Raw genomic sequence first — 22,716 nt, 5'->3', positions numbered from 1 at the left:
CGCCGAACCCGTCGCCCAGCACCTGGCACGCCTGGCGGCGGATGGCCGGGTCGGGGTCCGCGGCCCGGGCCAGCAGCGCGGTGCGCATCTCCCCCGCGTCGGCGAGCGGGCCGAGACTCTCGGCGGCGATGCGGAACACCTGCGGGTCGGGGTCATGGGTGACGCGGTCCCGGAGCACGTCAAGCATCTCGGCCGGCGGGAAGCGATCAGCGTCTCCAGCGCGGCCCGTTGGGCGCCCGCATAGTTGTCGGTCTGCGAGCGGTGCCGCAACTGGCGGAAGACCCAGTCACGGTAGGAGGGCCATTCGATGAGCGCCTCGGCGCTCTCCCGCACGATCTGCGGCTCGTCGTCGGCGCGGACGCGCTCGAGCAGGCGGTCGTGGACCTCGGGCGAGGCGCCGAGCCGGATCAGGGCCCGCACGGCGGCCAGCCGCACGACGGCGTCGACCTCCTCGGCGGCCTGCCGGATGATCAGGTCGCGGCTGCGCGGGTCGCCGGCGAAGTGCTCGGCCAGCAGCCGCAGCACGCACCGGCGCACCGGGTCGGTGGTCTCGGCCCCCACGCGCGCGAGCAGCAGAGCCCGGACCTCGCCGACCGTGCCGGCATCGAGCAGGGCCAGTGGCCGCCGCCTCGACCACGCCCGCTTCCGGATCGTCGCGCACGAGTCCCATGAGCAGAAGCCTGGTCTCCGATCGCCGGGAGTCCGGACCGAGGGCCTGTACCGGGGCCCGGCGCACCGGTCCGTCCGGATCCGTGGTGGCCGCCTGGAACAGCACGGCGCGGACCGCATCAGTGGGCTCGCGAAGACCACCGAGGGTGCCTACGGCGGCGAGCCGAAGCTCAGGGTACGGATCATCCGGGAACTCGATGAGCAGCTGGGTCGTCGCCCGTTCGGCGCCGAAGTTCACCACCAGCGCGGTGAGCGCCGCCAGCCGGATCTCGCCGGCACGGTCCGACCTGGCCCGGGCGGTCAGCAACGCCGCCACACGGGCTCGGCGGCTCGTCACGGCCGGCCGGCCGGGCCGGTAACGCTGCCCGGCGATCTCGGCCAGGCCGGCGATGAGTGCGTGCCGGGCGCGCCGGTCGTCGACGCCGCCGGGCTGCTCGTCCAGCAGGTCCTCGATGCGCTCCTGCGGGGTGGCCAGCAGGGCCGCGATCCGCGTGGCGAACGCCGAGCCGGTGACCCAGCTGACCATGAGACCCCGGCGGCGGTACCAGAACGGGAGTGACGGTCCTCCCCGTCACCTGGCGCGGGCGGTGACCAGCCACAGGCCGGCCGGGAGGCGGTGGCCCGGGCCCGGTCCCCGGTACCGGGCGAGCAGCCGGGCCGCTCCGTCCCGGGCCGCGGCCTGGGCCTCCGGCGGTGCGGCCCGGTATGCGGCGCCGGCCGGCCCGAGCTCGATCAGCCACTCGGCCACCGTCCCCGGCTCGTCGGGCGACTCCAGCACCACGTCGACCGGCTCGACCTCGATGCCGTCGAAGCCCGCCGCCGCGAGGATGCGCCGCGCGCGGCCCGGCTCGGCCCAGGCGAACGGGCCCGGCTCGTCGCCCACCGGCAGCGGTGGCAGCGCGCCGACGTGCGGGGCGGCGCCGAGCAGCGCCGCCGGCAGCCACGGGTTCGCGGCCATGTCGCGGAAGACCATCGCGGCCAGCGGGGCGCCGGGGCGCAGGGAGCGGCGAATCGCCGTGCAGCCCGCGACGGGGTCGGCGAGCAGCATCAGCGCGTTGCGGGAGTACGCCGCGTCGAAGGGGGCGCCCGGGATCTCGTCGAGCGTCTCCACGTCGGCGCAGACGAACTCCAGGTGCGGGAAGCGGCGGCGGGCGGCGGCGATCATCTCCGGGGAGACGTCGACGCCGACCGCCGCCAGCTCGGCCGTCGTGCCGCCGCACCCGCACCCCACGTCGACCACCCGGCCGGGCGCGGGCCCGAGCCGTTCGATCGCCGCCGCGCCCAGCGGGCGCCCGACGGTGTCGGTGCGCTCGGCGTGGCGGACCCAGCCGGGCGCGGCCTGCGCCCAGAAGGCGGTCATCAGAACGGCATCTCGTCGCCGTCGACCGTCATGACCCGGAACCCGGCGGCCAGCGCGGAGTCGAACCCGTCCTCCTGGGCGGCGAGGCCGGCCGCGCGGACCAGCCGCTCGGACTGGAACCGGCGGAACGAGCCCTCGTCCTGCCAGACGTTGACGATCCGCCACCCGCCGTCGACCGGGCCGGCGACGTGGGCGAGCAGCCCCGGCGGCCGGTCGGGGCCGAGGTTGCGCTCGACCATCCGGTAGTCCGCCTCGCGCACCCCGGGCATGTCCTGCACGACACCGAACGGCATCGCCACCACCTCCGTTTAGTAGAGTGACACTCTATCCAATAGAGCACTACACTCCAGCCGTGGTTGTCAAGCGGCGGTACGAGTCGGCCCGGCGACAGGAGCAGGCAAGACAGACCCGGCGCGCGATCCTGGCCGCGGCCGCGAAGCTGTTCGTCGAGCCCGGGTACGCGGCCACCCCGCTCACCGCGGTCGCCGCCGAGGCCGGGGTCGCGGTCCAGACCGTCTACGCGGTGTTCGGCAGCAAGCGGCAGCTGCTCTCCCAGATGGTCGACGTCACGATCGCGGGCGACGACGATCCGGTGGCGCTGCCGGACCGGGCGTTCGTCGCCGAGATCGCGGCGCTGCCGGACCCGCGGGCCAAGCTGGCCCGCTACGCCCGGCACCTGTCCGCGACGAACGCCCGCGTCGCCGACGTGATCATCGCGCTGGCCGGGGCCGCGAGCGCCGACCCGGACGCCGCGGAGATCTGGCGCAAGCACACGGACGAGCGCCGCCACGGGATGGGCCGGTTCGCCGCCGAGCTCGCCGCCACCGGGGAGCTGCGGCCGGACCACGACGTGGAGTCGGCGGCCGACGTGCTGTGGCTCGCCATGGACATCCGCAACTACGACTGGCTGGTGCGCCGGCGGGGGTGGAGCCCGCAGCGGTACGAGCGCTGGTACGTCGACACCGTCGCCGCCGCGATTCTCAGGCCTTAGCCCGGCCGAGCCCGCCCGCACGGCCCAGCGCGATCGCCTCCTCGCGTGTGGCCACGCCAAGCTTGGCGAGCATGTCGGAGACGCGGTTGCGGATGGTCTTGGGGGCCAGGAAGAGCCGGGCCGCGACCTGGCCCGTCGGCAGGCCCTGGGCCAGCAGCTCGAGGATCTCCAGGTCGCGGGAGTCCAGCGCGGCGAGGGCGGCCGGAGGCGGGGCGGCCGCCGCGGCCGCGATGACCGCCGCCTGGGTGCCGCGGCCGAGCACGAGGGTGCCACGGGCCGCGGAGTGGATGGCGGCGAGGACGTCGTCGGGGTCGGAGTCCTTCAGCAGGTACCCGTCCAGGCCCGACCCCAGGCTGCGGATCACCGACTGGTCGTCGGCGTGCATGGTGAACAGCACCGCTCGCAGGCCCGGCCACCGCCGCTTGAGCTGCGCGCCCAACGTGATGCCGTCGCCGTCGGGCAGGCGGAGGTCGAGCAGGGCGATGTCGGGGCGGGCGGTCACCGCGAGCGCGTCGGCCGCGCTGCGCACGGCCGCGACCAGCTCCAGGCCGCCGTCGGACTCGATCAGCGCGGCCAGGCCGGCGAGCACGATCGGGTGGTCGTCCACCACCAGCACGCCCGTCATGCCGGCAGCTCCAGCCGCAGGCGCGTGCCGTCCGGGCCGGCCGCGACGTCCAGGGTGCCGCCGAGCTCCTCGGCGCGGCGCCGCAGCGAGGAGAGGCCGACGCCGGGGTTGATCGGGCCGCCGGCGCCGTCGTCGTGCACCTCCACCAGCACCCGCCCGCCGGGAGTCGCGCGCACGGCGACGGCGACCCGGGCGGCGCGGGCGTGGCGCAGCGCGTTGGTCAGGCCCTCGGCCACGGTGCGGTAGACCGCGACGGTGACGGGAGCCGCGAGGGGCGTCTCGAGGCGGTCGTCCAGCGTGACGGACGGGCCCTGGCCGGTGAAGGTACCGACGAGGCGGGCCAGGGCCGTGGACAGGTCGGTGTCGTCGAGCACCGACGGGGTCAGCCCGGACACGACCCGGCGCAGGTCGCCGCGGCAGCCGGCCAGCTCGGCGGCGAGCGCCTCCAGCAGCGGGGTCGGGCTCCGGCGCAGCTCGGCCCGCACCCGCAGGCTCATGCCGGCGAGCACCGGGCCGATGCCGTCGTGCAGGTCGCCGAGGATGCGGGCGCGCTCGGCGTCGCGGTGGCGGGCGACGTCGCGCCGGGCGTGGTCGGCCTCGACGGCGAGGCTGACCGCCCGGGCCATCAGCGCGACCGTCGGCAGCAGCTGGCGCACGACGCGCTCCTGCCACGGCTCGGGGCCCTCGGGGTGGCGGGGCTCGAGGAACACCGTGCCGGCGCGGGTGCCGGCGACGATCAGCGGGTACAACACCCAATGCCCCGGCGGCTCGGGCGCGTCGGGGCCGATGACGATCTCGACCCGCCGGTGCCCGCTCGCCGCGGCGATCATCGCGGCGGCCTTGCTCAGCAGCGCCCGGACGTCGGCCTCCGCGTGCAGGTCGGCGGTGATCTGCTCGACGTCGGCGGGGCTGAGGGTGCCGCGGCCGTACCGTCGCGACAGCAGCGCCCGCCGCAGCCACAGCGCGGCGGGCAGGACGAGGGCGGCCGCCACGACGGCCGCGAACACCCCGGACACGTCCACGCCGGGCAGCCCCGCCCGCTGCCCGACCGCGCGCACCGCGGTCCCGGCGCCGGCCCCGGCCAGCAGCGTGAGCACCGCGACGGCGGCGTCGAGCACCGGCTCGTCGACGGGGCGCAGCTCGCGCACGGTCGCCAGGCGGAACACGACGCCGGCCATGGCCGCCGCGCCCAGCGCCTCGACCGTCGCCGCCACCCGGGGCCCGCCCCCGGCCGCGGCGAGCAGCGCCGCCGTGACGAACCCGGCCGACCACACGACGAGCCACACCAGCCGGCGGCGCGACATCCGGTCGGCGGGCCGGTCCAGGCCCCAGGCGATCACCGCGAACGCGACGACGACCGGGGCGACGCCGAGCCCCGTCCAGGCGTGCTCGACCCGCGCCCACCGCGACGGGTCGCCGCCGCTCGCGAGGGCGACCGCGACGACGACGGCCGGCAGGACGGCCAGGGCGGCGCACGACCAGCCGAGCCGCGAACGGGAGTCGCGGTCGAGCAGCAGCGCGCCGACGATCCCGAACGCCGGCCAGCCGAAGCCGAACAGCGCGCCGGTCGGCATCACCGCGCCTTCGAACCCGGGAATGCCCGGCGCCACGCCCACGGCGGTCGCCGCGCCCGCCACCACGACGGCGCGCGACAGCCCGCGGGGGATCGACGCCGGAACGGTCACGGGTTCATAGTGCTACAGCGGGGGCGCGGCGCCACAGACCGGCGGGACACGCCGGGACGGCGCGGGACACGGCGGGCCTGGCCCTCGGGACGGCCCGGCCCGCACGGTGGGTGCACACCGACCCGCTCCCCCAGAGAGGCAACCGACATGTCCGCTCTCAGCACCGACCGGCCCGCGTCCACGACCCGCGGCCTGCCCGCCCCGCTGCTCGTCGGCGGCGCGTTCGCCCTGTCGACCGTGGCCAACATCGCCTTCCAGCTCGGCGACATGCTGTTCACCGACAAGGACCCGCACCGGCCCGAGGGCCCGATCGCGAGCATCGTGAGCATCGCGGTGGTCGGCGTGGCCGCGCTCGCCATCGCCCTCGCGGCCGGACTCCCGCTGGCGCCGCACCCGGCCCGGGCCCGCGTCGGGGCGATCGTGCTCGGCGCCCTGTCCCTGGTGACCGTGCCGCTGTTCTGGTCCGGGGCACCCGCGGTCCTGGGCGCCGCGGCGGCCTGGCTCGCGGGCCTCGCGCGGGGCGGGCACCCGCAGCCGGGCGCGGCGCGCGCCTTCGGCATCATCGGCTTCGTGGTGGCGATCCTGGGCGTCGTGGCCGTCTTCGCGGGCGCGATCAGCGGCCTGATCGGCTGAGCGCGCGGCTTTCAGGCCTCGTCGTCCGGGGCCGGCGCCACCACGCGGTCCCAGTCGACCGTGACCCGGCGCCCGGTGATGCGGACCGGCAGCGTCGCCCCCGGCTCCGGCCATCTGTCCACCGCCACCACCTCCTCGACCCGGAAGCGCGCCTGCTGCAGCCCGGGCGCGTCCACCACCAGCTCCATCTCCGCCGAGCCCTCCGGCCGATCGCCGGGGGGCTCGGACACCTCGGCCACGACGGCGACGCCGGGCATGTCCCACGGCGCTCGCCGGCCGGCCGGCATCCTCAGGGTGAGCATCGCCGCGCCCACCGAGGCGATGGCGAGCGCGGCCCCGAGCATGACGACCCACGGGGCCCCGGACCCGCTGCCGAAGCTGAACAGCGCCAGCGCGACCAGCAGGCCGACGCCCGCCCCGGCCCGGGCCAGGAGCCGCCGGAAGTGGAACCCCTCGTCGCCTACGGCCCCGAGGAGCCGGGCGAGCATGCCGGGCCCGGGCCGGCCCAGCTCGTCGGCGGTCAGGTGCGACAGGCGCTCGGCGGCGACGGACAGCGCGCGGCTCGACGTGCCCAGCGCGAGGCTCGGGGCGCCGCGGCCCACGGCGGTACGCGCCGCCCGCCACACCTGAGGCGTCAGCTCGAGACGGTCCGGCGACGTCATCGGCGCGCCGCCAGCACCAGGGCGAGCACCGTGGCGACGAGGGCGGCCGCGGCCTGGCCGTAGACGGCGAAGGACGCGAAGACGAGGCGCCGCCGGTTCGCCTCCAGCACCAGGAGCTTGGCGGCGTAGAGCGCGGCCAGCCCGTCCTCGGCCGAGTCGTCCACCGCCCAGGCCTTGAGCGCCCCGGCGCCCGGCCCGACCGCCAGCGCCGGCACCACCGCGCCGACGCCCGCGACCATGGCCAGCACGAGCACGACGAGGAGCAGCACCGCGACGGCGCCGCCGTCGCCGGCCGCGGCGAGCACGACCGCGCCGACGAGGCCCGCCGCGAGCAGCAGCCCGGCCCGTCCGGCGAGCGCGGCGGACTGTTCCCGCACGTCGCCGAGCTGCCGGTCGACCTCGGCCAGCAGGTGATCGAGACGGGACGTCACGCGGTCCACCCACCTGTCGGAGCGGCATAACACGGAATGCTGGTGTGTCTGTCGGTCAATCGGCACGATAACACTGTGGACACTGACGGTAAGCGCGACGGACGGCTCGCCGTCGTGCTCATCGATCGGTACGACCACCTCCCCGGGCTCGATCACAGCCGCCGCGAGGTCGCCGAGACGGCGGTACTGCTGGAGACACTCGGGTTCGCCACCCAGGACCCGCCGGCCGGCCAGGGGCTGCTGACCGACCTGCTCGACATGCTGCGCGGGTTCGAGCCCGCGGAGCGGCGGCTGCTGCTGTACTGGACCGGCCACGGCAAGGGCGAGCACGACGGGCGCCACTACCTGGCCGCCCGGGACAGCCCGAGCAGCGGGCTGGACAGCGTCAACGCGATCCCGATGGAGACACTGGGCCGCCGGCTGGCGCGCACCGACGCGGAGCAGATCCTGGTCCTCGTCGACGCCTGCTACAGCGGCGGCGGCGCCGACGAGCTGGCCACCGCGTTCAAGGCGGCCGCCGACGCGCGGCGCAGCGTCTCCGGCCGGCCCCGCGGCATCGCGGTCATCACCTCCGCCGAGCGCTACGACACGGCGCGGGAGAAGGTCTTCGCGGCCGCGATCCGCACGCTGCTCACCGACGGGCCGCCGGCCGGGCCGGAGCTGAACCTCTGGGGCCCCCACGACCGGTACATCGGCGCCGACGAGTTCGCCCGCGCCCTGAGCATGGTGATGGGCGACGGGTCCGCGCTGCAGCGGCCGGACATCGCCACCCGCGGGCCGATGGGCCGCTGGCTGCACAACCCGCACCACGAGCCGGACCTGCCGTCGCGGCCACTGCTCGACCCGGGCTCGGAGGTGCTGCGCGCGGCGGACGTGGCCGAGCACTTCCTGCCGAAGTTCCGCGGGATCGAGGTCGGCGAGCGCGGCTGGTACTTCACCGGCCGCGAACAGCAGCTGCGCGAGCTCGTCGACTGGCTGGGCACCGCGCCGCACGGCCTCGCGGTGGTCACCGGCGCGCCCGGCACCGGCAAGTCCGCGCTCCTGGGCCGGATCGCGCTGCTGTCGGTGCCGCGGTACCGGGAGGCGGCCGAGGCGGCCGGCGGCGCGACAGGCATCGTCCCGCCCGTCGGCGCGATCGACATCGGGCTGCACGCCAAGAACAAGACGCTCCTGGAGTGCGCGGCCGAGATCGCCGCGGGCGCCGGGCTGCCGGCGTCGGGCTGGGCCACCGCCGAGCAGTTCGTCACCGCGGTGGGGCGCTCGGGGCGGCGCCTGACCATCCTCGTCGACGCGCTCGACGAGACCCAGCCCGACGACACGTACGCGATCGCCGCCGACCTCCTGCGCCCGCTGGCCCACCTCGACGGCGTGCGGGTGCTCGTCGGCACCCGGCCGGACCGCGCCGGGCTCGAGGCGGGCGCCGACGGGCCGCTGCTGCGTTCGCTCGCCGCCGAGCACACGGTGCGCCTGGCCGACACCGTCGACACGCGCAAGGACGTCGCCGCGTACGCCCGGCTGCGGCTGCGCGCGACCCCGGGCTCGCCGTACGCGGACCGGCCCGAGGCGGCGGAGGAGGCCGCCGAGGAGATCGGCCGCGCCGCCCAGGGCGTGTTCCTCATCGCCCGCCTGCTGGCCCGGGCGCTGGCCGGCCGCGCCGACGTGCTCGACCTGACCGGCACCGAGGCCCGCGAGCTGTTCAGCGGCGGCCTCGCCGACGTGTTCGCGGCCGACCTGCGCCGCTACGGCAGCGACATGCAGCGGGTCGTGGTGTTCCTGCGGGCGCTGGCCTGGGCCGAGGGGGCGGGCCTGCCGCGCCGGCAGGTCTGGCTCGCCGTGGCGGACGCGCTCGGGCCGGCCGGGTCCGCGTACACCGAGCACGACCTGAACTGGATCATGGCGCACGCCGGCGCCCACCTCATCGAGGCGGGCGAGGACGGGCAGACCGTCTACCGGCTGTACCACCAGTCCTACAACGACTACTTCCGCCGCGGCCGGGACCCGGCGCGGGTGCAGTCGCTGGTCGTCGACGGGCTGCTGGCGACGGTCCGCCAGGACGGCGTCCCCGCCTGGCCGATCGCCAACCCGTACGTGCTGCGCCACCTCGCCACCCACGCCGCGGCGGCCGGGCGGATCGAGGAGGTGATCCGCGACGCCGGCCTGCTGGTGTACGCCGACCCCGACCGCCTCGCCCGGGCGCTGGCCACGCTGGGCTCGGTCGCCAACCCGGCCGCCGAGCTCTACTGGCGCGCGCTGGACACGCTGCGCACGACCGAGCCGGACCACCGGGCGAAGCTGCTGCACAACGTGGCGCTGCATGAACAGCCGACGGGCCTGGCCGTGCTCGGCAGCCTGCTCGCCGGGGAGTTCCGGGCCCTCTGGTCGACCACGCCGACCGGGCCGCTGCTGCTGTCGCTGACCGGGCACACCGACGGCGTCCTGTCGGTGTCGTTCGGGACGGTCGGCGGGCGCACCCTGCTCGCCACGGCGAGCCTCGACCGCACCGTGCGCATCTGGGACGCCGCCACCAGCGAGCAGCTGCTCACGATCGGCGGGTTCGCCGGGACCCCGCGAACGGCCGCGTTCGTCGCGACCGGCGCGGGCGCCTGCGTCGCCGTGCTCGAGGAGGGCGGCCGGGTCCGGCTCTGGGACCCCGTCTCCGGCGCCGCGCTGGAGGCCCAGGTGCCCGGCATGACCGGCTTCGACGAGCTCGCCGTGCACGGTGAGCTGCTCGCGGGCGCCCGGGGCGAGACGATCGAGCTCTGGGACGTCGCGGCCGCGAGCCTGCGGATGACGCTCGACCGCGTGCCCGGCGGCCCCACCGACCTGCGCCGGCCGGCGTCGACGTTCGGGTTCGGCGAGCACCGCGACGGCGTCTACCTGGTCGACGGCGGGGGCGGCCGGGTCCGGGTGTGGGACACCGGCTCCGGCGCCGTGCTCACCGACCGGCTCGAGCACGACGACGGATGGGTGCGGACGGCCGCCGGGGGCGTGGTCGGCGGGCGCGCCGTGATCGCCGGCAGCGGCAACGGCACGGCCCTGTGGGACCTGGCCAGCGGCCGCGAGGTGCTGCGGCTGCGCGGCCACCTGAGCTGCGTGGCCCTCGGCAGCTCCCGCCAGCACGGCCCGGTGCTCGCCGGCGGCCAGACCGTGTGGTCCTGGACCGGCGGCCGGGGCCACGACCAGCTGGTGTTGTGGGACGCGCGCACCGGCGAGGAGCGGCTGCGGCTGCGCAGCCGCGGCGCGGCGCGCACCGTCGCGTTCGGCACGGTCAGCGACCGGAGCCTGCTGGCCTCGGTCTCGGACGAGAGCTCGGCGGTGAGCCTGTGGGACCTGAGCCTCGGCGCCGACGACCGGCCGGCCGCGACCGCGGTCACGGCGCTCGCCCTGCGCTCGACCGAGGCCGGCCCCCTGCTCGCCGCGAGCACCGACGACGGGGTGCGCATGTGGAACGCACGCACCGGCGAGCACCTGTTCCGCCTCGCCGGCGAGCCGTACCCGGGCCGGCCGCTGGCCTTCGGCCGCCTCCGCGAGCGCACCCTGCTCGCGACGGGCGAGAGCGACTCGGTGTACCTGTGGGACGCCCGCACCGGCGCCGAGCTCGCCTCGCTGGCCGAGCCCGCGCCGTGGACCAGCGCGCTGACGTTCGGGCGGCTCGGCGACCGGCGCGTGCTGGCGTCCGGCTCCGCCGACGGGCACGTCCGGCTCTGGGACGTCGCCACCCGGCGGGTCCGGCTGGCGCTACGCCTCGGCCGGCGGGCGGTGCCGGCGCACCGGGGCGCGGTGACGGCCGTGGCCTTCGGCCGCATCGGCGACGACACCGTGCTCGTGAGCTGTGCCGCCGACGCGGTGCACCTGTGGGACGCCCACACCGGCGAGCACCTGGCCGACCTCGGCCCCGGGTTCGCCGACGCCGCCGGCGTGGCGACGGTCGACGCCGCCGGCGCGGCGATCCTCGTCGCCGGGTTCCTGGACGGGCGGGTCTGGATCGGGCCGGTCGATCCGCGGCGCGCGGCCGAGGGGCGCACGGTGCAGTCGCGCGAGCCCGGCCGGGCGGTCACCGCCGTCGCGGCCGGCGTCCACGAGCCCTGGCCGCTGGCCGCGACCGGCAACCTCGACGGCGAGGTCGTGCTGTACGACGCGACGAACGGCCAGTGGTACGCCCGGGTCGTCGGGCACTTCGACGAGGTCGCCGCGCTCACGGTCGGCTCCGACGGCGGCCGCACGCTGCTGGCCGTGGCCGACCAGGCCCGGGCGACCGTCTACGAGCTGCCCGACGCGACGGTGACGTAGTCGCCGACGGTCACCGGCGGCGTCTCCGCGACGGCCGTGACGTCCAGCCGCCAGATACCCTCCGGGGCGGGGATCCGGCCGTGGTACCCGCCCGAGCCGTCGGCGTCGAGCCGGATCTCCGCGACGGTGTCCCGGCCGTACGGGTCGGGCCCCTCCGCGCCCGGCTCGCGCAGCACCGCGTGCAGGAGCAGGTCGGCCCGGTCGGCGCGCACGGCGACCGGCACCGGCCCGGACGCGACGACCTCGGGCACGTCCAGCCCGAGCTCGCACGGCGGCGCCAGGATGCCGCCGAGGTCCCGGGCCAGGATCTTGTCGGTCAGCGCGTCGAGGAGCGCGGCGGTGCCCGGCAGGCCGCCGTGCCGGGCCGCGTGCAGCAGCGCGGGCGCGGTGTTCGGCCACTCCGGCGGCACCGCCGAGAACAGCGCGACCGTGCCGTCGCCGGCGTGGTCGACGCCGCCCTGCTCGTGCCGGTACCGGCGGACCGGCCCGAGCTCGACGCTCTGCACGGTGGCCTGGATCTTGCCCGCGAAGGCGTAGAGCTCGTAAGGCGGGGGGCCGTTGCCGGCGACGGCGGCGGCGATCTCGCGGTGGAACGCCAGGGCGTCGCGGACCATCGCCGGGTCGGCGCCGGGCACGCTCACGGTGTCGAGACCGGCGGGCCCGCCGGCGGTGGACACGCAGCGGTACGTCGGCAGCAGCTGGTACACCGCGGGCAGGCTGCGGGCCAGCTCGGTCAGGGGCTCGTCCCAGCCGAGGGCGCCCAGGCCGCCGAACGCGTCACCGGTCAGCGCCGAGATGGCCTTCACCGCGCCGCGGTAGGGGGTGCCGAGCGTGACCACGCGCCGGGCGTGCTCGCGGCCGCCGAGCACCTCCAGGTGGTACCGGACCACCAGCCCGCCCATCGAGTGGCAGACGAACACGACCCGCGCACCGGCGTTGCCCGGCCGCGCGCGCCACTCGGCGAGCCAGCGCTCGACCTGGCGGCTCAGCAGGCGGGCGGTGTGGCGGTTCGAAAGACGCCAGTCGTACCCGAACCCGCGCACGCCGCCGGGGTTGACGCTCTCGAGGTGGGCGAGCAGCCGGCCGTACCCGCCGCCGGCCCAGAATCCGGGCCACAGGTGCCAGCCGGTGATCGGGCCGCCCGCGCTGAGCCCGCCCGGGTCGTCGGGGGCGGCGTCGCCGATGCCGGTCGGCAGCCGGAGCGCGCCGACGGTGCGGCGCAGCCCGGTGAGCCCGCCGACGATCGCGCGGGGCGACAGGTTCCACACGTCACGACCGGCGGCGTCACGCAGGACGCTGCCGGTGATCCCGGGCACGACGACCAGGAGGTCAGCCATCGACATCAGCCTAACAGCCGGCGGGCCGCCCTCACCGGACGGCGGGCAGGACCCGGTCCGACAGCACCTGCCGTCACCGCCGCCCCGGCCGCGGCGCGGGCGGCTCAGGGCGCCGCTCGGCTCGCACCGTGAGCCGGGCCAGCGCGTCGCTCATCGCCATCCCGAGGGCCGCGACCCCCGCCCCGAACACCAGCACCCGTATGTCTCGCCGAAGCATCGTCCTCGACCTCCCTCGCCTCCACGATGCGGCCCGGGGCGCCGGCGCGCCTGAGGCCGGCGGCCCGGATCGGCGGGACGTTCGGCCCTGCCGCCGGGTCCGCCGCGGCGCGAGAGTGAAGGCGAGAGATGGGAGCACGACATGCCCGCGACCGAGTACCGGACGAAGCTCGAAGCGCACGCGATCGAACACCTCACGGCCCGGCTGATCCGCCGGTACGCCGCCCGGCACGACCCCGCGACGGTTCGCGCCACGGTCGAACGGGTCACCCGGCGCTACGCCACGGTCGGCGTGCACACCTTCGTGCCCGTCCTGATCGAGCGCGACGCCCGCAACGAGCTGGAGGCCGCCGCCCAGATCTAGAGGACGCGGGCCTGGACGAGAAAGCGGTGGGTGCGCACGGCGAACGCGCCTTCGCCGCGAATGCGCTCGTCGATGCGGCGCAGGGCGGGCTCGTACCGGGTGACCGTGAAGTCCCGCACCTGCCACGGCACGGCGCGCAGCTGGTACACGAGCGCGCCGATGTCGTGGAACACGAGCTCCGGCCGCTCCTCGCGCACGTCGGTCACGGTCAGTCCGGCCGCGGTCAGGGCCGCCGCCGCGACGTCGGCGCTCCACGCCCGCCCGTACGGCGGCGGGGCGCCCAGGGCCGCGTTGAGCTCGGCGCAGTCCTCGGCCCCGACCTGCTGGGTGAGCAGGTCGCCGCCGGGCCGCAGCACCCGGGCGACCTCGCCGGCGTCGAGCCGGCCGTGCCGGTTGAGCACCAGGTCGACGGCGCCGGCGGGCACCGGGAGGTCCGCGTCCGGGGCGTGGCGCACGTCGACGCCCAGCGGTCCGAGCCGCTCCCGGGCCACGGCGACGTTCGGCTCCCAGCCCTCCGTCGCGATGGTGACGGGCGGCCGCGGCCCGAGCGCGGCCAGCATCTCGCCGCCGCCGGTGTCGATGTCGAGCAGGGCTGCCCGGCCGGGCAGGAGCGCGGCGGCCCGCTCCGCGTACGACCACGACGGATCGGATCCGCTCGCCCGGCCGCGCAGCCAGGAAAAATCCCAACCCCGCAACGGTACCGCCGACGCCTCGGCCACGAGCCGCTCGAATGTCTGCACAGCGCCGAGCTTAGGCTCGAGGCGCCACGGCCTTGTCCTGGGCGAACTCCAGGGAATAGGGTGACGTCTGTCGATTAGTCAGGCTTGTTAACAGTACGGAGGCACGCCATGCGGTGGAGGCTGATCCTGGCAGCACTGGTCGCGGCCGGCGCGTCCACGGTGGCGGTCGCCGAGCCCGGCGCCGCCGCCCCGGCCCGCGACGCGTACGCCGACATCCTCCCCGCGCCCGTCTCCGCCCGGCCCGAGCGGGGCGCGTTCACGATCGGCCGCCACACCACGATCACGGCCGGCCCGGGCGCGCGCGGCGTGGCCGAGCAGCTCTCGGCGATCCTGCACGTGCCCGTGGCGAGCCGGGCCCCGAAGGGCGGCAACACCATCGCGCTCGCGGTCGCCGGGCGCGACCAGGGCGACGAGAGCTACCGCCTCGACGTCGGCCCGGGCCGGGTGACACTGACCGCCGGGCGCGCGGCCGGCCTGTTCGCGGGCGTGCAGACCCTGCGGCAGCTGGCGAACGGCACCAGCATCCCGGCCGGGCACGTCGCCGACGCGCCGCGGTTCGCCTACCGGGGGGCCATGCTCGACGTCGCCCGGCACTTCTTCAGCGTCGCGCAGGTGGAGCGGTACATCGACCAGCTGGCACTGTACAAGATCAACACTTTGCATCTGCACCTGGCCGACGACCAGGGCTGGCGCATCATGATCAACAGCTGGCCCCGGCTCGCGACCTACGGCGGCAGCACCGCCGTCGACGGGGACCCGGGCGGTTACTACACGCAGGCCCAGTACCGCGCCATCGTCGCCTACGCGGCCGCCCGGTACGTCACCGTCATCCCCGAGATCGACATGCCCGGGCACGTGAACGCCGCGCTCGCCTCCTACGCGGAGCTCAACTGCGACGGGGTCGCGCCGCCGCTGTACACCGGCACCGACGTCGGCTTCAGCTCCCTGTGCGTGAACAAGGAGGTCACGTACCGCTTCCTCGACGACGTCATCGGCGAGCTGGCCGCCCTCACGCCCGGCCCGTACCTGCACATCGGCGGCGACGAGGCCCACGCGACGAGCCAGGCCGACTACGTGACGTTCATGAACCGCGTCCAGGGCATCGTGGCCGCGCACGGCAAGCGCGTCCAGGCCTGGCACCAGGTCGTGACCGCGAGCCCGCTGCCGACGACGGTCGCGCAGTACTGGGACACCACGAACGTCAATCCGCAGGTCGCCGCGGCGGCGGCGAACGGCACCGGCGTTGTCCTGTCCCCGGCGAACCTCGCCTACCTCGACATGAAGTACAACGACTCCACCCCGCTCGGCCAGGACTGGGCCGCGCTGATCGAGGTCGCCGACGCGTACGGCTGGGACCCCGGCACGTACCTCGTGGGCGCCCCGACGTCCGCCGTCCGCGGCGTCGAGGCTCCACTGTGGACCGAGACGATCCGGACGTCGGCCGACATCGAGTACATGGCGTTCCCGCGCCTGCCGGCCATCGCCGAGCTCGGCTGGTCGCCGGCGTCGACCCACGACTGGGCCGCGTTCCGCCTGCGCCTGGCCGCCCAGGCCCCGCGCTGGCAGGCCCTGGGCATCAACTTCTACCGCTCACCCCAGATCCCCTGGTAGCTGCGAACGGTCAGCGCCAGCTCCGGGCGGCGACCCGACGGAAGTTGCCGCCCAGGATCGCGCCGACGGCGTCGTCCGGGTACCCGCGCTCGCGCAGGGCCGCGCCGACGCCGAGCAGCCCCTCCGGCGGCATGAGCTCGACCGGCCCCCAGCGGGTGTAGCTCTCCGGGAACAGCGAAGGGTTCTGCCGCATCTCGGCCGCCAGGTCCTCGGCGTCGAACGAGTAGTCGGTGGCCAGGCCGACATGCTCGGGGCCGAGCAGGTCCACGGCGTAGTCGACGTGGCGCAGGAGCGCCTCCATTGACGCGTCGTTCGGCCCCAGGAAGATCCCGACACCGGTGATGCCGACGACGCCCCCGGTCGCCGCACACGCCCGGGCCTGCTCGTCGGTGATGTTGCGCGGGTGGTCCCAGAGGGCGCGCATGCACGAGTGGCTGTAGATCACCGGGCGCTCGGACGCCTCGCACAGGTCCAGGCCGGTCCGGGCGCTGCAGTGCGAGCCGTCGGGCACCATGCCCACCGCGTTCATCTCGCGGACCAGGGCCCGGCCGAAGGCGGTCAGCCCGTCGTCGGTCTCGTCGAGACACCCGCACCCGGCGGCATTGCGCTGGTTGTACGTCGGGAGCAGCGTGCGCACGCCGAGGTCGTAGAACTGCCGCACCCGGCCGAGGTCGCCCTCCAGCGGCCCGGAGTCCTCGAGGTCGAACGCGACGGCCACGCGGCCGGCCCCGACGTCGTCGAGGCCCGCGGCCAGTCCGAGCCGCTCGTCGGCCGCGATCCGCCGCCGCCAGTTCTCCAGCAGCCCGAGCACCTCGCCGGCCCCGTGCGGCGCGTACCCGACGTTCACCGACACGAAGCTGCCGCCGGGCCGCTGGTACCGGGCCAGCTCCCCCACGTCGGCGCCGGTCGACAGCGGCAGGCAGCAGTGCTGCTCCCACAACAGATGATCGCTCATGCGCAAATCCTGCAACGCGCCCGGCGTCACTGCATCGCGGTGGCCGGCGGGTGGTCGAAGGATTCGGGGCAGCGGAAGGTGTACAGCGCGTAGCCACGCCCGATCTGCACGCCGACGGTGTCCGGGGATGTGGCCGGGTCTTCGTCGGACGGGCGCCAGCTGCAGTTCGTGCCGTTCCAGTCGGACGAGTCCGCGGTGAAGGTCAAGCTCATCGAGGCGCCGCAGACCGCACAGTCCATCGGGTACGGGTCGGTCAGCGACCAGTTCGCGTACCCGCCGACCTTCCATCCCGGTGCCAGCGACAGGTCGGCCTGGTAGTCAGGACGGCTGTCTTCGTCCTCGTCTTCATCCCACGCGTCGAGGCGCTCGCGCAGGTCATCGGGGAGCAGGTCGGCGTACTGGTACTCGCGAACCTGCTCGGGGTACACCACGCACGGGATCGGCAGGTACATGTCGCTGACCACCGCCGGCTCGGGAGGCGCCTCGAGCAGCGGGCCGACGGCGGAACTGTCGCGCCAGTAGAGAAAGACGCGGGGGCTGTAATGCCGGTCCGAGTGGTCGACCGGGCACCACAGCACCTGGAGCACGTCGGTACCGTCCGGACCGGCGTAGTCGGGAATGTCCCGGCGGTACAACTGCGCGACCGGGACCAGCGGGATCGACTCCTCGAGCAGGTCGTCCAGCTCCAGCGCCTCGGCCGCGTCGAGTTCGGCCCGCTCCTCGGCGGTCAGGAACTCCCCGCCCGGCAGCGGCTCCCGGGCGTTCGCGGCCGCGAGAACCTCCCGCCGGCGACGCACGAAGGCCGGGCTGGTCAGGTTGTACGGCTCGTGCGCCCCGGCGTCGTCACAGACCGGCCACGCCTCGCCGGCCGGCCACAGCAGCGGCCCGCCGACCGAGCTGTCGGCAGCGGTCGGAGCACCGGGCCGGGGATGCAGGCGGGTGGCGGTGGTGGAGTGTTCCCGCAGCTCGGGGAAGAGTCCGGTGATGTCCACGGGACGCGGGGGTGTAGTGCGGACCATGGCAGTGGATCGTACGGCGCGCGTCCCGGCCGGCTTTGGCCGCTCGGCGTGAAGCCCTTCGCGCCTCGGGTCAGTGGCTCCTGGCCGCTAGCATCGGATCCCGTGATCGTATGGATCAACGGTACCCACGGTGCAGGCAAGACAACGACCAGCGCACTCGTGCAGCGGCTGATCCCGGATTCACGGGTGTTCGACGCCGAGAAGGTCGGCGCGATGCTCATGGACATCACGCCGGGGCTGCCCGAGACGGACAACTTCCAGCACTGGCCGCCGTGGCGGCCGCTCGTGGTCGAGACCGCCCGCCATGTCCTCGACTACACCGGCGGCACGCTGGTGATCCCCATGACGGTCCTGGTCGAGCAGTACTGGCGCGAGATCAGCGCGGGCCTCGACCAGCATGCCATCCCGGTCAGGCACTTCGTCCTCCACGCCGACCGGAACGCCCTCATCGGGCGCATCGAGGGGGAGCACCCGGTGCCCTCCCCGTTCCGCCTCAAGTACCTCGAGCCCTACGCCGAGGCGGCCCGCACGTGGCTGCACGCCGAGGCCGAGGTCGTCGACACCACACATCTCACGCCCGCCGAGGCCGCCTCGCGGATCGCAGATGCCGTCGAGTTCGGCGTGTAGGACTTGGCTCAGCCGACGGCTGGAATCATGGGACGATGAGGTCGATGCTGCGGAAGCTGCACATCGACGGCCGGGAGTACACCTGGAAGGCCGACGTGACCGAACGGCCGCAGCCGGCCCCGGCCGGGGAGTCGTATCCCTCGGCGAGCAGGACCCCACCACCGTGCGCATCGGCGGCGAGCTGCGCGGAGGCTCAATCTGATCGCCACGCCCCCGTCACTCCAGTGGCCGGCGGGCGATGGCCCGCGGGATGCCCGGACTGTCGGATGGATCGTGTGGCATGTGTTGAACTAGGGGCGTGCAGATGCGTCCCGCAGAACTGGCGGCGATCCGGGCCGGCGACGTCGACGTGGCGTTCCGCCGGTGGGAACGGCCTCGGGTCAGGGTCGGTACCCGGATGCGTACCGCGGTCGGGCTTGTCGAGATCACATCCGTCGACCGCGTGGCGGTGAGCTCGCTGTCCGCCGCGGACGCCCGCCGGGCCGGCGCGGCGTCGCTGGCCGCGCTCCGGCAGGGGCTGGACCGCCTCCACCCCGAGCGGCCGGTGTATCGGATCGGGCTGCGGTACGCGGGCGCGGACCCGCGGCACGCGTTGCGGGAGTCGGTACCCGACGCTGCGGAGATCGACGCGATCGTCGCGGCGCTCGACCGGCTCGACCGCGCCTCGCCGATCGGGCCCTGGACCCGGGCGACGCTGCTGCTGATCGACGAACTGCCGGCCACCCGGGCGCCCGACCTGGCACAACGGCTGGGGCGCGACACCCCGTCGTTCAAGCAGGACGTGCGCAAGCTCAAGGAGCGCGGCCTGACCGAGTCGCTCGACATCGGGTACCGGCTCTCGCCGCGCGGCGCCGCCGTCCTGGACCGGGAGGGTCATCCCCGGCCGGCCCGGGCCCGGCCGGTACCGGAGCCGGGCACCCCGCTGCCGCACATCGGCGCGGCCGCGACACGCGCGCTCACCGCGCAGGGCGTGGTCCGGCTCGAACAGGTGGCCGGACTCAGCGAGGGCGAGGTCCAGGCACTCCACGGAGTCGGCCCCTACGCCATTCGACACCTGCGAGCGGCGATGGACGCGGCCGGGCTGTCCTTCCGCGCGTCGCCGTGAGCGCGGCCGCCCGCCCGGTCGGCTATTCTTCGTCCCGCCATCGACACGGGGGTATGTCAACATGCCACGTCGAACGCCACTGCTTGCTGCCCTGATCCTGACCGGCGCCGCCCTCGGCACGTCGGGCTGTCTCGGCCTGCCCGACACCGACTCGGAGCCGTACCGGCGGCCCACGAGCGCGCCGAGCGTCAGCCGCTCGCCCGCCCCGCCGCCGGCCAAGGACGACGTCGTCGCCGCGCTCACGAAGCTGATGTCGGCGCAGTACACCTTCCACGTCCAGAGCAACCTCGCCGACGAGACCAACGGCCGGATCGAGGCCACCGGCGGGTACGACCACGCCGGCAAGGTGTTCGAGGAGGACGTCACGCTCACCGGCACCGCCCACGACACCCACTTGCATCGGGTCGTGTTCGGCACCGACTCGTACAGCCGGGACAAGGACTCCGAGAAGTGGGTCCACCTGGACCTGGCGCGGCTCAAGAGCCAGTCCCTGGTCGGCCTGAACATGGACAACCCGACCGGCCTGGCCACGTTCATCACCAGCGTGGCCTCGGCGACGGCGACCGGCCCGCACGCGTACAAGGGGCTCTTCGACCCGATGGAGGGCACCGACGAGTTCCTGCCGGTCGGGCACCCGAGCATCGTCGCGTTCTACTCGAAGAACGCGCCGTTCACGCTGGAGACCGACGACCAGGGCAACGTGACCTCCATCCACGTCGAGATGGAGCTGACCGGCAAGCCGGCGTTCGTGTGCACCACGACGTTCGCCGGGCACGGCCAGCCGCTGGCCACGAAGCGCCCGGCCAAGAACAAGACCGCCGAGGCGGACAGCTTCTACTACAACTGAGCCGCGAGGAAGTAGCGCGCCGTCGCCTCGTCCGCGGGCAGGTACGTCTCCACGGCGACCTCCGAGAGCGCGATGTCGAACGCGGCCCCGAACGTGGTGACCGTGTTGATGAAGTGCAGCTCGGACCCGCGGTGCCCGATCCGGATCGGCAGGGCGATGTCGGCCGGGTCGGGCGGCGGCGGGTGTACGTCGGGCCCGTACCGCAGCAGCTCCTCGTGCAGCGCGTGCAGCTGCGGGTCGCCGGTGTGCAGGGCCTGACGGGCGAGCCGGGGCAGGAGGTGGGCACGCACCTGGGCGAGGTTGCGGATGCGCGGCGCGAGGCCGCCGGGGTGGAACCCGAGCCGCATCATGTTGACCGGCGGGCGCAGCAGGTCGGGGTCGACGCCCTCGGCCAGGCCGTCGAACGCGGCGTTGGCGGCCAGGACGTTCCAGTGCCCGTCGACCGCGACCGCCGGGTACGGCTCGTGCGCCCGCAGGATCCGTTCCAGGGCGTCGCGGACGCGGCCGGAGTCCGGATCGTCCGGCGGCCGTTCCCGGTAGAGCGGGGCGTGGCCGGCCGCGACCAGGAGGCGGTTGCGCTCCCGCAGCGGGATGTGGAGGTACTCGGCCAGCCGGAGCACCATCGCGCCGCTGGGCACGGTGCGGCCGGTCTCCACGAAGCTGATGTGCCGGGCCGACACCTCGGCGCCGATCGCCAGGTCGAGCTGGCTGAGGCCGCGCAGCCGGCGCCACCGGCGCAGCAGCGGGCCGATCGGTTCGGCGGAGGCAGGCACGTCCCGAGTGTCGCCGAGGAACGCGCGGATGACCATTACCTCGCATGTCATCGACAGCCGGCCGGTCCGCCTGCCACGGTGCTGGGCATGACAGACATCAGCGTTGCCGAGCACAACCGGGCGTTGGTCCTGCACGGCTTCCGCGAGTTCGCGGCCGGCAACATCGAGGTGCTACGGCCGCTGCTGCGGGAGGACTTCGTCGAGCACAGCCCCGGCAACCCGTCGGGCCGGGACGCCTTCATGGAGTGGATTGCGGCCGCGCCGGTCGCCGGCGCGGCGCTGGAGCTCAAGCGGGTCGTCGCCGACGACGAGTACGTGGTCGTGCACTACCGGATGGTGACGCCGGAGGACGAGCGCGGCACCGCCGTCATCGACATCTGGCGGCTCGTCGACGGACGGATCGCCGAGCACTGGGACGTCGTGCAGCCCGTGCCCGAGCCTTCCACGACCCCGAACGGGATGTTCTGACCCGCGGGGATCAGCGGCATTGCCGGTCCGGCCCACACTTCTACGACCGGTCGTCTATCGTGATAGGCGACCGGTCGTCTCGTTCACCGGCCGGACCGAAAGAAGGGGATCGGACATGAGCATCCACAGCCAGCGGGTGGCGGTCGTCACCGGCGAGATCGTGCACGTCGACGGCGGCCAGAGCGCGGGGCACTGAGGTGGCCGGCGAGGAGGCGATCCTGCACGAGGCGCTCGGCCGGTGGCGGGACGCGGTCGGCGCGCACGAGCCCGAGCGGGTTGCGGCCGGCTTCACCCCGGACGCGATCTTCCAGGGGCTGCATCCCTACGGCGTCGGGCGGGAGGCGGTCGCCGCGTACTACGCCGCCCAGCCCGCCGGGCTCGCGGCCGACTACCGGATCCTCGAGACCCGGCGGCCGGCGGACGGGCTGGTGCTCGGCTACCTGGCCGTGGACTTCACGTTTCCGGACCGGCCGGCCCTGCACGTCAACCTCGCGGTACTGCTGCGCCGCACGGACGACGGCTGGCTGATCGCCCACTATCAGGTGTCCCGGCTGGACTGACCGGCGGCTCAGGCCCCGGCATGCCGGCGCTCATCGCCGGACTCGGCCCCGGCGATGACGGTGGCCAGGGCGGCGCCGTCCGGCACCGGGGCCGAGACGTCGGCCGGGGCCTCTTCGTCCGGCTCGTCGACGGCCGGGCCCACGGCCGCGGCCAGCAGCGCCGAGTTCGGGATGTTGAGCGGGCCGTCCTTCGTCTCCAGGATCGTGTACAGCAGGCCCGCCGACACGACCACGCCGGTGTGCGGGCCGTTTATCGCGCCGGACAGGACCCGGACCTGCTGGCCGGGCACGTACGGGCGGGCGAAGAGCAGCACCAGCCCGGCGAAGAGGTTGCCCAGCACCGGCTGCGCCGCGAGGCCGACGACGATGCCGGTGATCGCGCCGCCGACGAGCACCTGCCGCAGCTGCACGCCGAGCAGGTCGCACACGGCGAGCACGGCGATGAGGTACCCGGCGAGCAGCACGAACAGCCGCAGCGGGGTGCCGGCGGCGGCCCCGGCCCGGGCGACGGCGACGCGCTGCACCTCGCGGGCGGCGGTACGGCTGGCGGCCACCCCGAAGATCGCCGTGAACAGCGCGCAGCCGTAGGCGATCAGCCGCGCCCGCAGCGACTCGGCGTGCACGCCGCCGATGTCGTGCCCGACGACCAGGAAGATCAGCGCCAGCGCGCCGAACGTGATCGTCTTGCGGAAGTCGGCGCGCACCGTGATCTCGATCGCGCGCCGCCGTGTCAGCCAGCCCACCGCCG

25 protein-coding genes and 2 pseudogenes are annotated in these 22,716 nt (G+C 75.2%); 11 read left to right on the top strand and 16 right to left on the bottom strand.

Annotated elements, in window-relative coordinates:
* From AB0B76_RS54695 to AB0B76_RS54685, 3 genes and pseudogenes are all read right to left on the bottom strand, one after another.
* Positions 1-187: HEAT repeat domain-containing protein (locus tag AB0B76_RS54695; RefSeq protein WP_360393036.1), on the bottom strand; the 187-nt coding region annotated here is incomplete at its 3' end.
* 182 nt (positions 188-369) lie between these two features.
* Positions 370-789, bottom strand: a pseudogene (locus AB0B76_RS54690) (hypothetical protein); the annotation flags it as partial.
* Positions 680-931: pseudogene (locus tag AB0B76_RS54685) on the bottom strand (HEAT repeat domain-containing protein); the annotation flags it as partial. The pseudogenes AB0B76_RS54685 and AB0B76_RS54690, both read right to left, overlap by 110 nt.
* Here AB0B76_RS54685 and AB0B76_RS54680 point away from each other — a divergent pair.
* Complete coding sequence (locus AB0B76_RS54680; RefSeq protein ID WP_360393041.1) at positions 867-1,028, top strand: hypothetical protein; 162 nt, start codon at positions 867-869, stop codon at positions 1,026-1,028. The pseudogene AB0B76_RS54685 and the gene AB0B76_RS54680 sit on opposite strands and share 65 nt — an antisense overlap.
* A 212-nt stretch (positions 1,029-1,240) precedes the next feature.
* Here AB0B76_RS54680 and AB0B76_RS54675 read toward each other — a convergent pair whose 3' ends face one another.
* Both AB0B76_RS54675 and AB0B76_RS54670 read right to left on the bottom strand, forming a co-directional pair.
* Positions 1,241-2,029, bottom strand: coding sequence for a class I SAM-dependent methyltransferase (locus AB0B76_RS54675; protein ID WP_360393033.1), 789 nt, complete (start codon positions 2,027-2,029; stop codon positions 1,241-1,243).
* Positions 2,029-2,322 carry a hypothetical protein gene (locus AB0B76_RS54670; protein WP_360393030.1) on the bottom strand — a complete coding sequence of 98 codons (294 nt, stop codon included), beginning with the start codon at positions 2,320-2,322 and terminating at the stop codon, positions 2,029-2,031. The genes AB0B76_RS54675 and AB0B76_RS54670 overlap by 1 nt, the downstream gene beginning before the upstream one ends.
* 59 nt (positions 2,323-2,381) lie before the next feature.
* Here AB0B76_RS54670 and AB0B76_RS54665 point away from each other — a divergent pair, with 59 nt between their 5' ends.
* A complete protein-coding gene (locus AB0B76_RS54665) occupies positions 2,382-3,020 on the top strand; it encodes a TetR/AcrR family transcriptional regulator (RefSeq protein WP_360393027.1) in 639 nt (212 codons plus the stop codon).
* Here the strand turns inward: AB0B76_RS54665 and AB0B76_RS54660 are convergent.
* Both AB0B76_RS54660 and AB0B76_RS54655 read right to left on the bottom strand, forming a co-directional pair.
* Positions 3,010-3,645: a response regulator transcription factor gene (locus AB0B76_RS54660; protein ID WP_360393025.1), complete on the bottom strand. Its 636-nt coding sequence runs from the start codon at positions 3,643-3,645 to the stop codon at positions 3,010-3,012. The genes AB0B76_RS54665 and AB0B76_RS54660 overlap by 11 nt on opposite strands.
* On the bottom strand, positions 3,642-5,330 hold the full coding sequence (locus AB0B76_RS54655) for an ATP-binding protein (RefSeq protein ID WP_360393022.1): 1,689 nt from the start codon (positions 5,328-5,330) through the stop codon (positions 3,642-3,644). The genes AB0B76_RS54660 and AB0B76_RS54655 overlap by 4 nt, the downstream gene beginning before the upstream one ends.
* A gap of 147 nt (positions 5,331-5,477) precedes the next feature.
* On the opposite strand from AB0B76_RS54655, the gene AB0B76_RS54650 reads away from it, so the two are divergent.
* Positions 5,478-5,963 carry a hypothetical protein gene (locus tag AB0B76_RS54650; RefSeq protein ID WP_360393020.1) on the top strand — a complete coding sequence of 162 codons (486 nt, stop codon included), beginning with the start codon at positions 5,478-5,480 and terminating at the stop codon, positions 5,961-5,963.
* Between the two features lie 11 nt (positions 5,964-5,974).
* Here the strand turns inward: AB0B76_RS54650 and AB0B76_RS54645 are convergent, their stop codons facing one another.
* Positions 5,975-6,625, bottom strand: a complete 651-nt coding sequence (locus AB0B76_RS54645; RefSeq protein ID WP_360393017.1) for a hypothetical protein — start codon at positions 6,623-6,625, stop codon at positions 5,975-5,977.
* On the bottom strand, positions 6,622-7,056 hold the full coding sequence (locus tag AB0B76_RS54640) for a hypothetical protein (RefSeq protein ID WP_360393014.1): 435 nt from the start codon (positions 7,054-7,056) through the stop codon (positions 6,622-6,624). The genes AB0B76_RS54645 and AB0B76_RS54640 overlap by 4 nt, the downstream gene beginning before the upstream one ends.
* Positions 7,057-7,131: 75 nt before the next feature.
* Between AB0B76_RS54640 and AB0B76_RS54635 the strand changes: the two genes are divergently transcribed.
* The gene (locus tag AB0B76_RS54635; RefSeq protein WP_360393011.1) at positions 7,132-11,346 is read left to right on the top strand and encodes a hypothetical protein; all 4,215 of its coding nucleotides are present in this window, start codon (positions 7,132-7,134) and stop codon (positions 11,344-11,346) included.
* On the opposite strand, the gene AB0B76_RS54630 is transcribed toward AB0B76_RS54635, so the two are convergent.
* Positions 11,316-12,683, bottom strand: coding sequence for a hypothetical protein (locus tag AB0B76_RS54630; protein ID WP_360393008.1), 1,368 nt, complete (start codon positions 12,681-12,683; stop codon positions 11,316-11,318). The two genes, AB0B76_RS54635 and AB0B76_RS54630, sit on opposite strands and share 31 nt — an antisense overlap.
* Before the next feature lie 73 nt (positions 12,684-12,756).
* Positions 12,757-12,900, bottom strand: a complete 144-nt coding sequence (locus tag AB0B76_RS54625) for a hypothetical protein (protein WP_360393005.1) — start codon at positions 12,898-12,900, stop codon at positions 12,757-12,759.
* Between the two features lie 141 nt (positions 12,901-13,041).
* On the opposite strand from AB0B76_RS54625, the gene AB0B76_RS54620 reads away from it, so the two are divergent.
* A complete protein-coding gene (locus tag AB0B76_RS54620) occupies positions 13,042-13,263 on the top strand; it encodes a three-helix bundle dimerization domain-containing protein (protein ID WP_360393003.1) in 222 nt (73 codons plus the stop codon).
* Here the strand turns inward: AB0B76_RS54620 and AB0B76_RS54615 are convergent.
* Positions 13,260-14,003, bottom strand: coding sequence for a class I SAM-dependent methyltransferase (locus AB0B76_RS54615; protein WP_360393000.1), 744 nt, complete (start codon positions 14,001-14,003; stop codon positions 13,260-13,262). The two genes, AB0B76_RS54620 and AB0B76_RS54615, sit on opposite strands and share 4 nt — an antisense overlap.
* Positions 14,004-14,111: 108 nt before the next feature.
* On the opposite strand from AB0B76_RS54615, the gene AB0B76_RS54610 reads away from it, so the two are divergent.
* Positions 14,112-15,614 (top strand): beta-N-acetylhexosaminidase, encoded by a 1,503-nt coding sequence (locus AB0B76_RS54610; RefSeq protein WP_360392996.1) that lies wholly within the window; start codon positions 14,112-14,114, stop codon positions 15,612-15,614.
* Between the two features lie 10 nt (positions 15,615-15,624).
* On the opposite strand, the gene AB0B76_RS54605 is transcribed toward AB0B76_RS54610, so the two are convergent.
* Both AB0B76_RS54605 and AB0B76_RS54600 read right to left on the bottom strand, forming a co-directional pair.
* Positions 15,625-16,569 carry a membrane dipeptidase gene (locus AB0B76_RS54605; protein ID WP_360392993.1) on the bottom strand — a complete coding sequence of 315 codons (945 nt, stop codon included), beginning with the start codon at positions 16,567-16,569 and terminating at the stop codon, positions 15,625-15,627.
* Between the two features lie 26 nt (positions 16,570-16,595).
* Positions 16,596-17,561 (bottom strand): hypothetical protein, encoded by a 966-nt coding sequence (locus tag AB0B76_RS54600; RefSeq protein WP_360392991.1) that lies wholly within the window; start codon positions 17,559-17,561, stop codon positions 16,596-16,598.
* 129 nt (positions 17,562-17,690) lie between these two features.
* Here AB0B76_RS54600 and AB0B76_RS54595 point away from each other — a divergent pair, with 129 nt between their 5' ends.
* The 3 genes from AB0B76_RS54595 to AB0B76_RS54585 all read left to right on the top strand — a co-directional run bounded on the left by AB0B76_RS54595 (position 17,691) and on the right by AB0B76_RS54585 (position 20,167).
* Positions 17,691-18,215 carry an ATP-binding protein gene (locus AB0B76_RS54595; protein ID WP_360392988.1) on the top strand — a complete coding sequence of 175 codons (525 nt, stop codon included), beginning with the start codon at positions 17,691-17,693 and terminating at the stop codon, positions 18,213-18,215.
* 304 nt (positions 18,216-18,519) lie between these two features.
* Positions 18,520-19,320, top strand: a complete 801-nt coding sequence (locus AB0B76_RS54590) for a hypothetical protein (protein WP_360393038.1) — start codon at positions 18,520-18,522, stop codon at positions 19,318-19,320.
* Positions 19,321-19,381: 61 nt separating this feature from the next.
* Complete coding sequence (locus AB0B76_RS54585; RefSeq protein ID WP_360392985.1) at positions 19,382-20,167, top strand: hypothetical protein; 786 nt, start codon at positions 19,382-19,384, stop codon at positions 20,165-20,167.
* On the opposite strand, the gene AB0B76_RS54580 is transcribed toward AB0B76_RS54585, so the two are convergent.
* Positions 20,158-20,940, bottom strand: a complete 783-nt coding sequence (locus AB0B76_RS54580) for a helix-turn-helix transcriptional regulator (protein WP_360392982.1) — start codon at positions 20,938-20,940, stop codon at positions 20,158-20,160. The genes AB0B76_RS54585 and AB0B76_RS54580 overlap by 10 nt on opposite strands.
* An 87-nt stretch (positions 20,941-21,027) precedes the next feature.
* Here AB0B76_RS54580 and AB0B76_RS54575 point away from each other — a divergent pair, with 87 nt between their 5' ends.
* Entirely contained in the window at positions 21,028-21,408 is a 381-nt protein-coding gene (locus tag AB0B76_RS54575; RefSeq protein ID WP_360392979.1) for a nuclear transport factor 2 family protein, read from the top strand.
* Between the two features lie 197 nt (positions 21,409-21,605).
* Positions 21,606-21,968, top strand: coding sequence for an SgcJ/EcaC family oxidoreductase (locus tag AB0B76_RS54570; protein WP_360392976.1), 363 nt, complete (start codon positions 21,606-21,608; stop codon positions 21,966-21,968).
* 8 nt (positions 21,969-21,976) lie between these two features.
* Here the strand turns inward: AB0B76_RS54570 and AB0B76_RS54565 are convergent, their stop codons facing one another.
* Positions 21,977-22,711, bottom strand: a complete 735-nt coding sequence (locus AB0B76_RS54565) for a mechanosensitive ion channel domain-containing protein (protein ID WP_360392974.1) — start codon at positions 22,709-22,711, stop codon at positions 21,977-21,979.
* Positions 22,712-22,716: the final 5 nt, after the last annotated feature.

The organism is Dactylosporangium sp. NPDC049140, from assembly GCF_040648435.1.
The sequence above is the reverse complement of the archived record's forward strand: the minus strand, read 5'-3'. Positions and strand labels throughout refer to the sequence as shown.

Bases quoted from the DNA above. Each gene is read 5' to 3' on its own strand.
- AB0B76_RS54680 (WP_360393041.1), top strand. From the start codon at position 867: ATGAGCAGCTGGGTCGTCGCCCGTTCGGCGCCGAAGTTCACCACCAGC.
- AB0B76_RS54675 (WP_360393033.1), bottom strand. From the start codon at position 2,029: ATGACCGCCTTCTGGGCGCAGGCCGCGCCCGGCTGGGTCCGCCACGCC.
- AB0B76_RS54670 (WP_360393030.1), bottom strand. From the start codon at position 2,322: ATGCCGTTCGGTGTCGTGCAGGACATGCCCGGGGTGCGCGAGGCGGAC.
- AB0B76_RS54660 (WP_360393025.1), bottom strand. From the start codon at position 3,645: ATGACGGGCGTGCTGGTGGTGGACGACCACCCGATCGTGCTCGCCGGC.
- AB0B76_RS54650 (WP_360393020.1), top strand. From the start codon at position 5,478: ATGTCCGCTCTCAGCACCGACCGGCCCGCGTCCACGACCCGCGGCCTG.
- AB0B76_RS54645 (WP_360393017.1), bottom strand. From the start codon at position 6,625: ATGACGTCGCCGGACCGTCTCGAGCTGACGCCTCAGGTGTGGCGGGCG.
- AB0B76_RS54630 (WP_360393008.1), bottom strand. From the start codon at position 12,683: ATGGCTGACCTCCTGGTCGTCGTGCCCGGGATCACCGGCAGCGTCCTG.
- AB0B76_RS54625 (WP_360393005.1), bottom strand. From the start codon at position 12,900: ATGCTTCGGCGAGACATACGGGTGCTGGTGTTCGGGGCGGGGGTCGCG.
- AB0B76_RS54620 (WP_360393003.1), top strand. From the start codon at position 13,042: ATGCCCGCGACCGAGTACCGGACGAAGCTCGAAGCGCACGCGATCGAA.
- AB0B76_RS54610 (WP_360392996.1), top strand. From the start codon at position 14,112: ATGCGGTGGAGGCTGATCCTGGCAGCACTGGTCGCGGCCGGCGCGTCC.
- AB0B76_RS54605 (WP_360392993.1), bottom strand. From the start codon at position 16,569: ATGAGCGATCATCTGTTGTGGGAGCAGCACTGCTGCCTGCCGCTGTCG.
- AB0B76_RS54590 (WP_360393038.1), top strand. From the start codon at position 18,520: ATGCGTCCCGCAGAACTGGCGGCGATCCGGGCCGGCGACGTCGACGTG.
- AB0B76_RS54585 (WP_360392985.1), top strand. From the start codon at position 19,382: ATGCCACGTCGAACGCCACTGCTTGCTGCCCTGATCCTGACCGGCGCC.
- AB0B76_RS54575 (WP_360392979.1), top strand. From the start codon at position 21,028: ATGACAGACATCAGCGTTGCCGAGCACAACCGGGCGTTGGTCCTGCAC.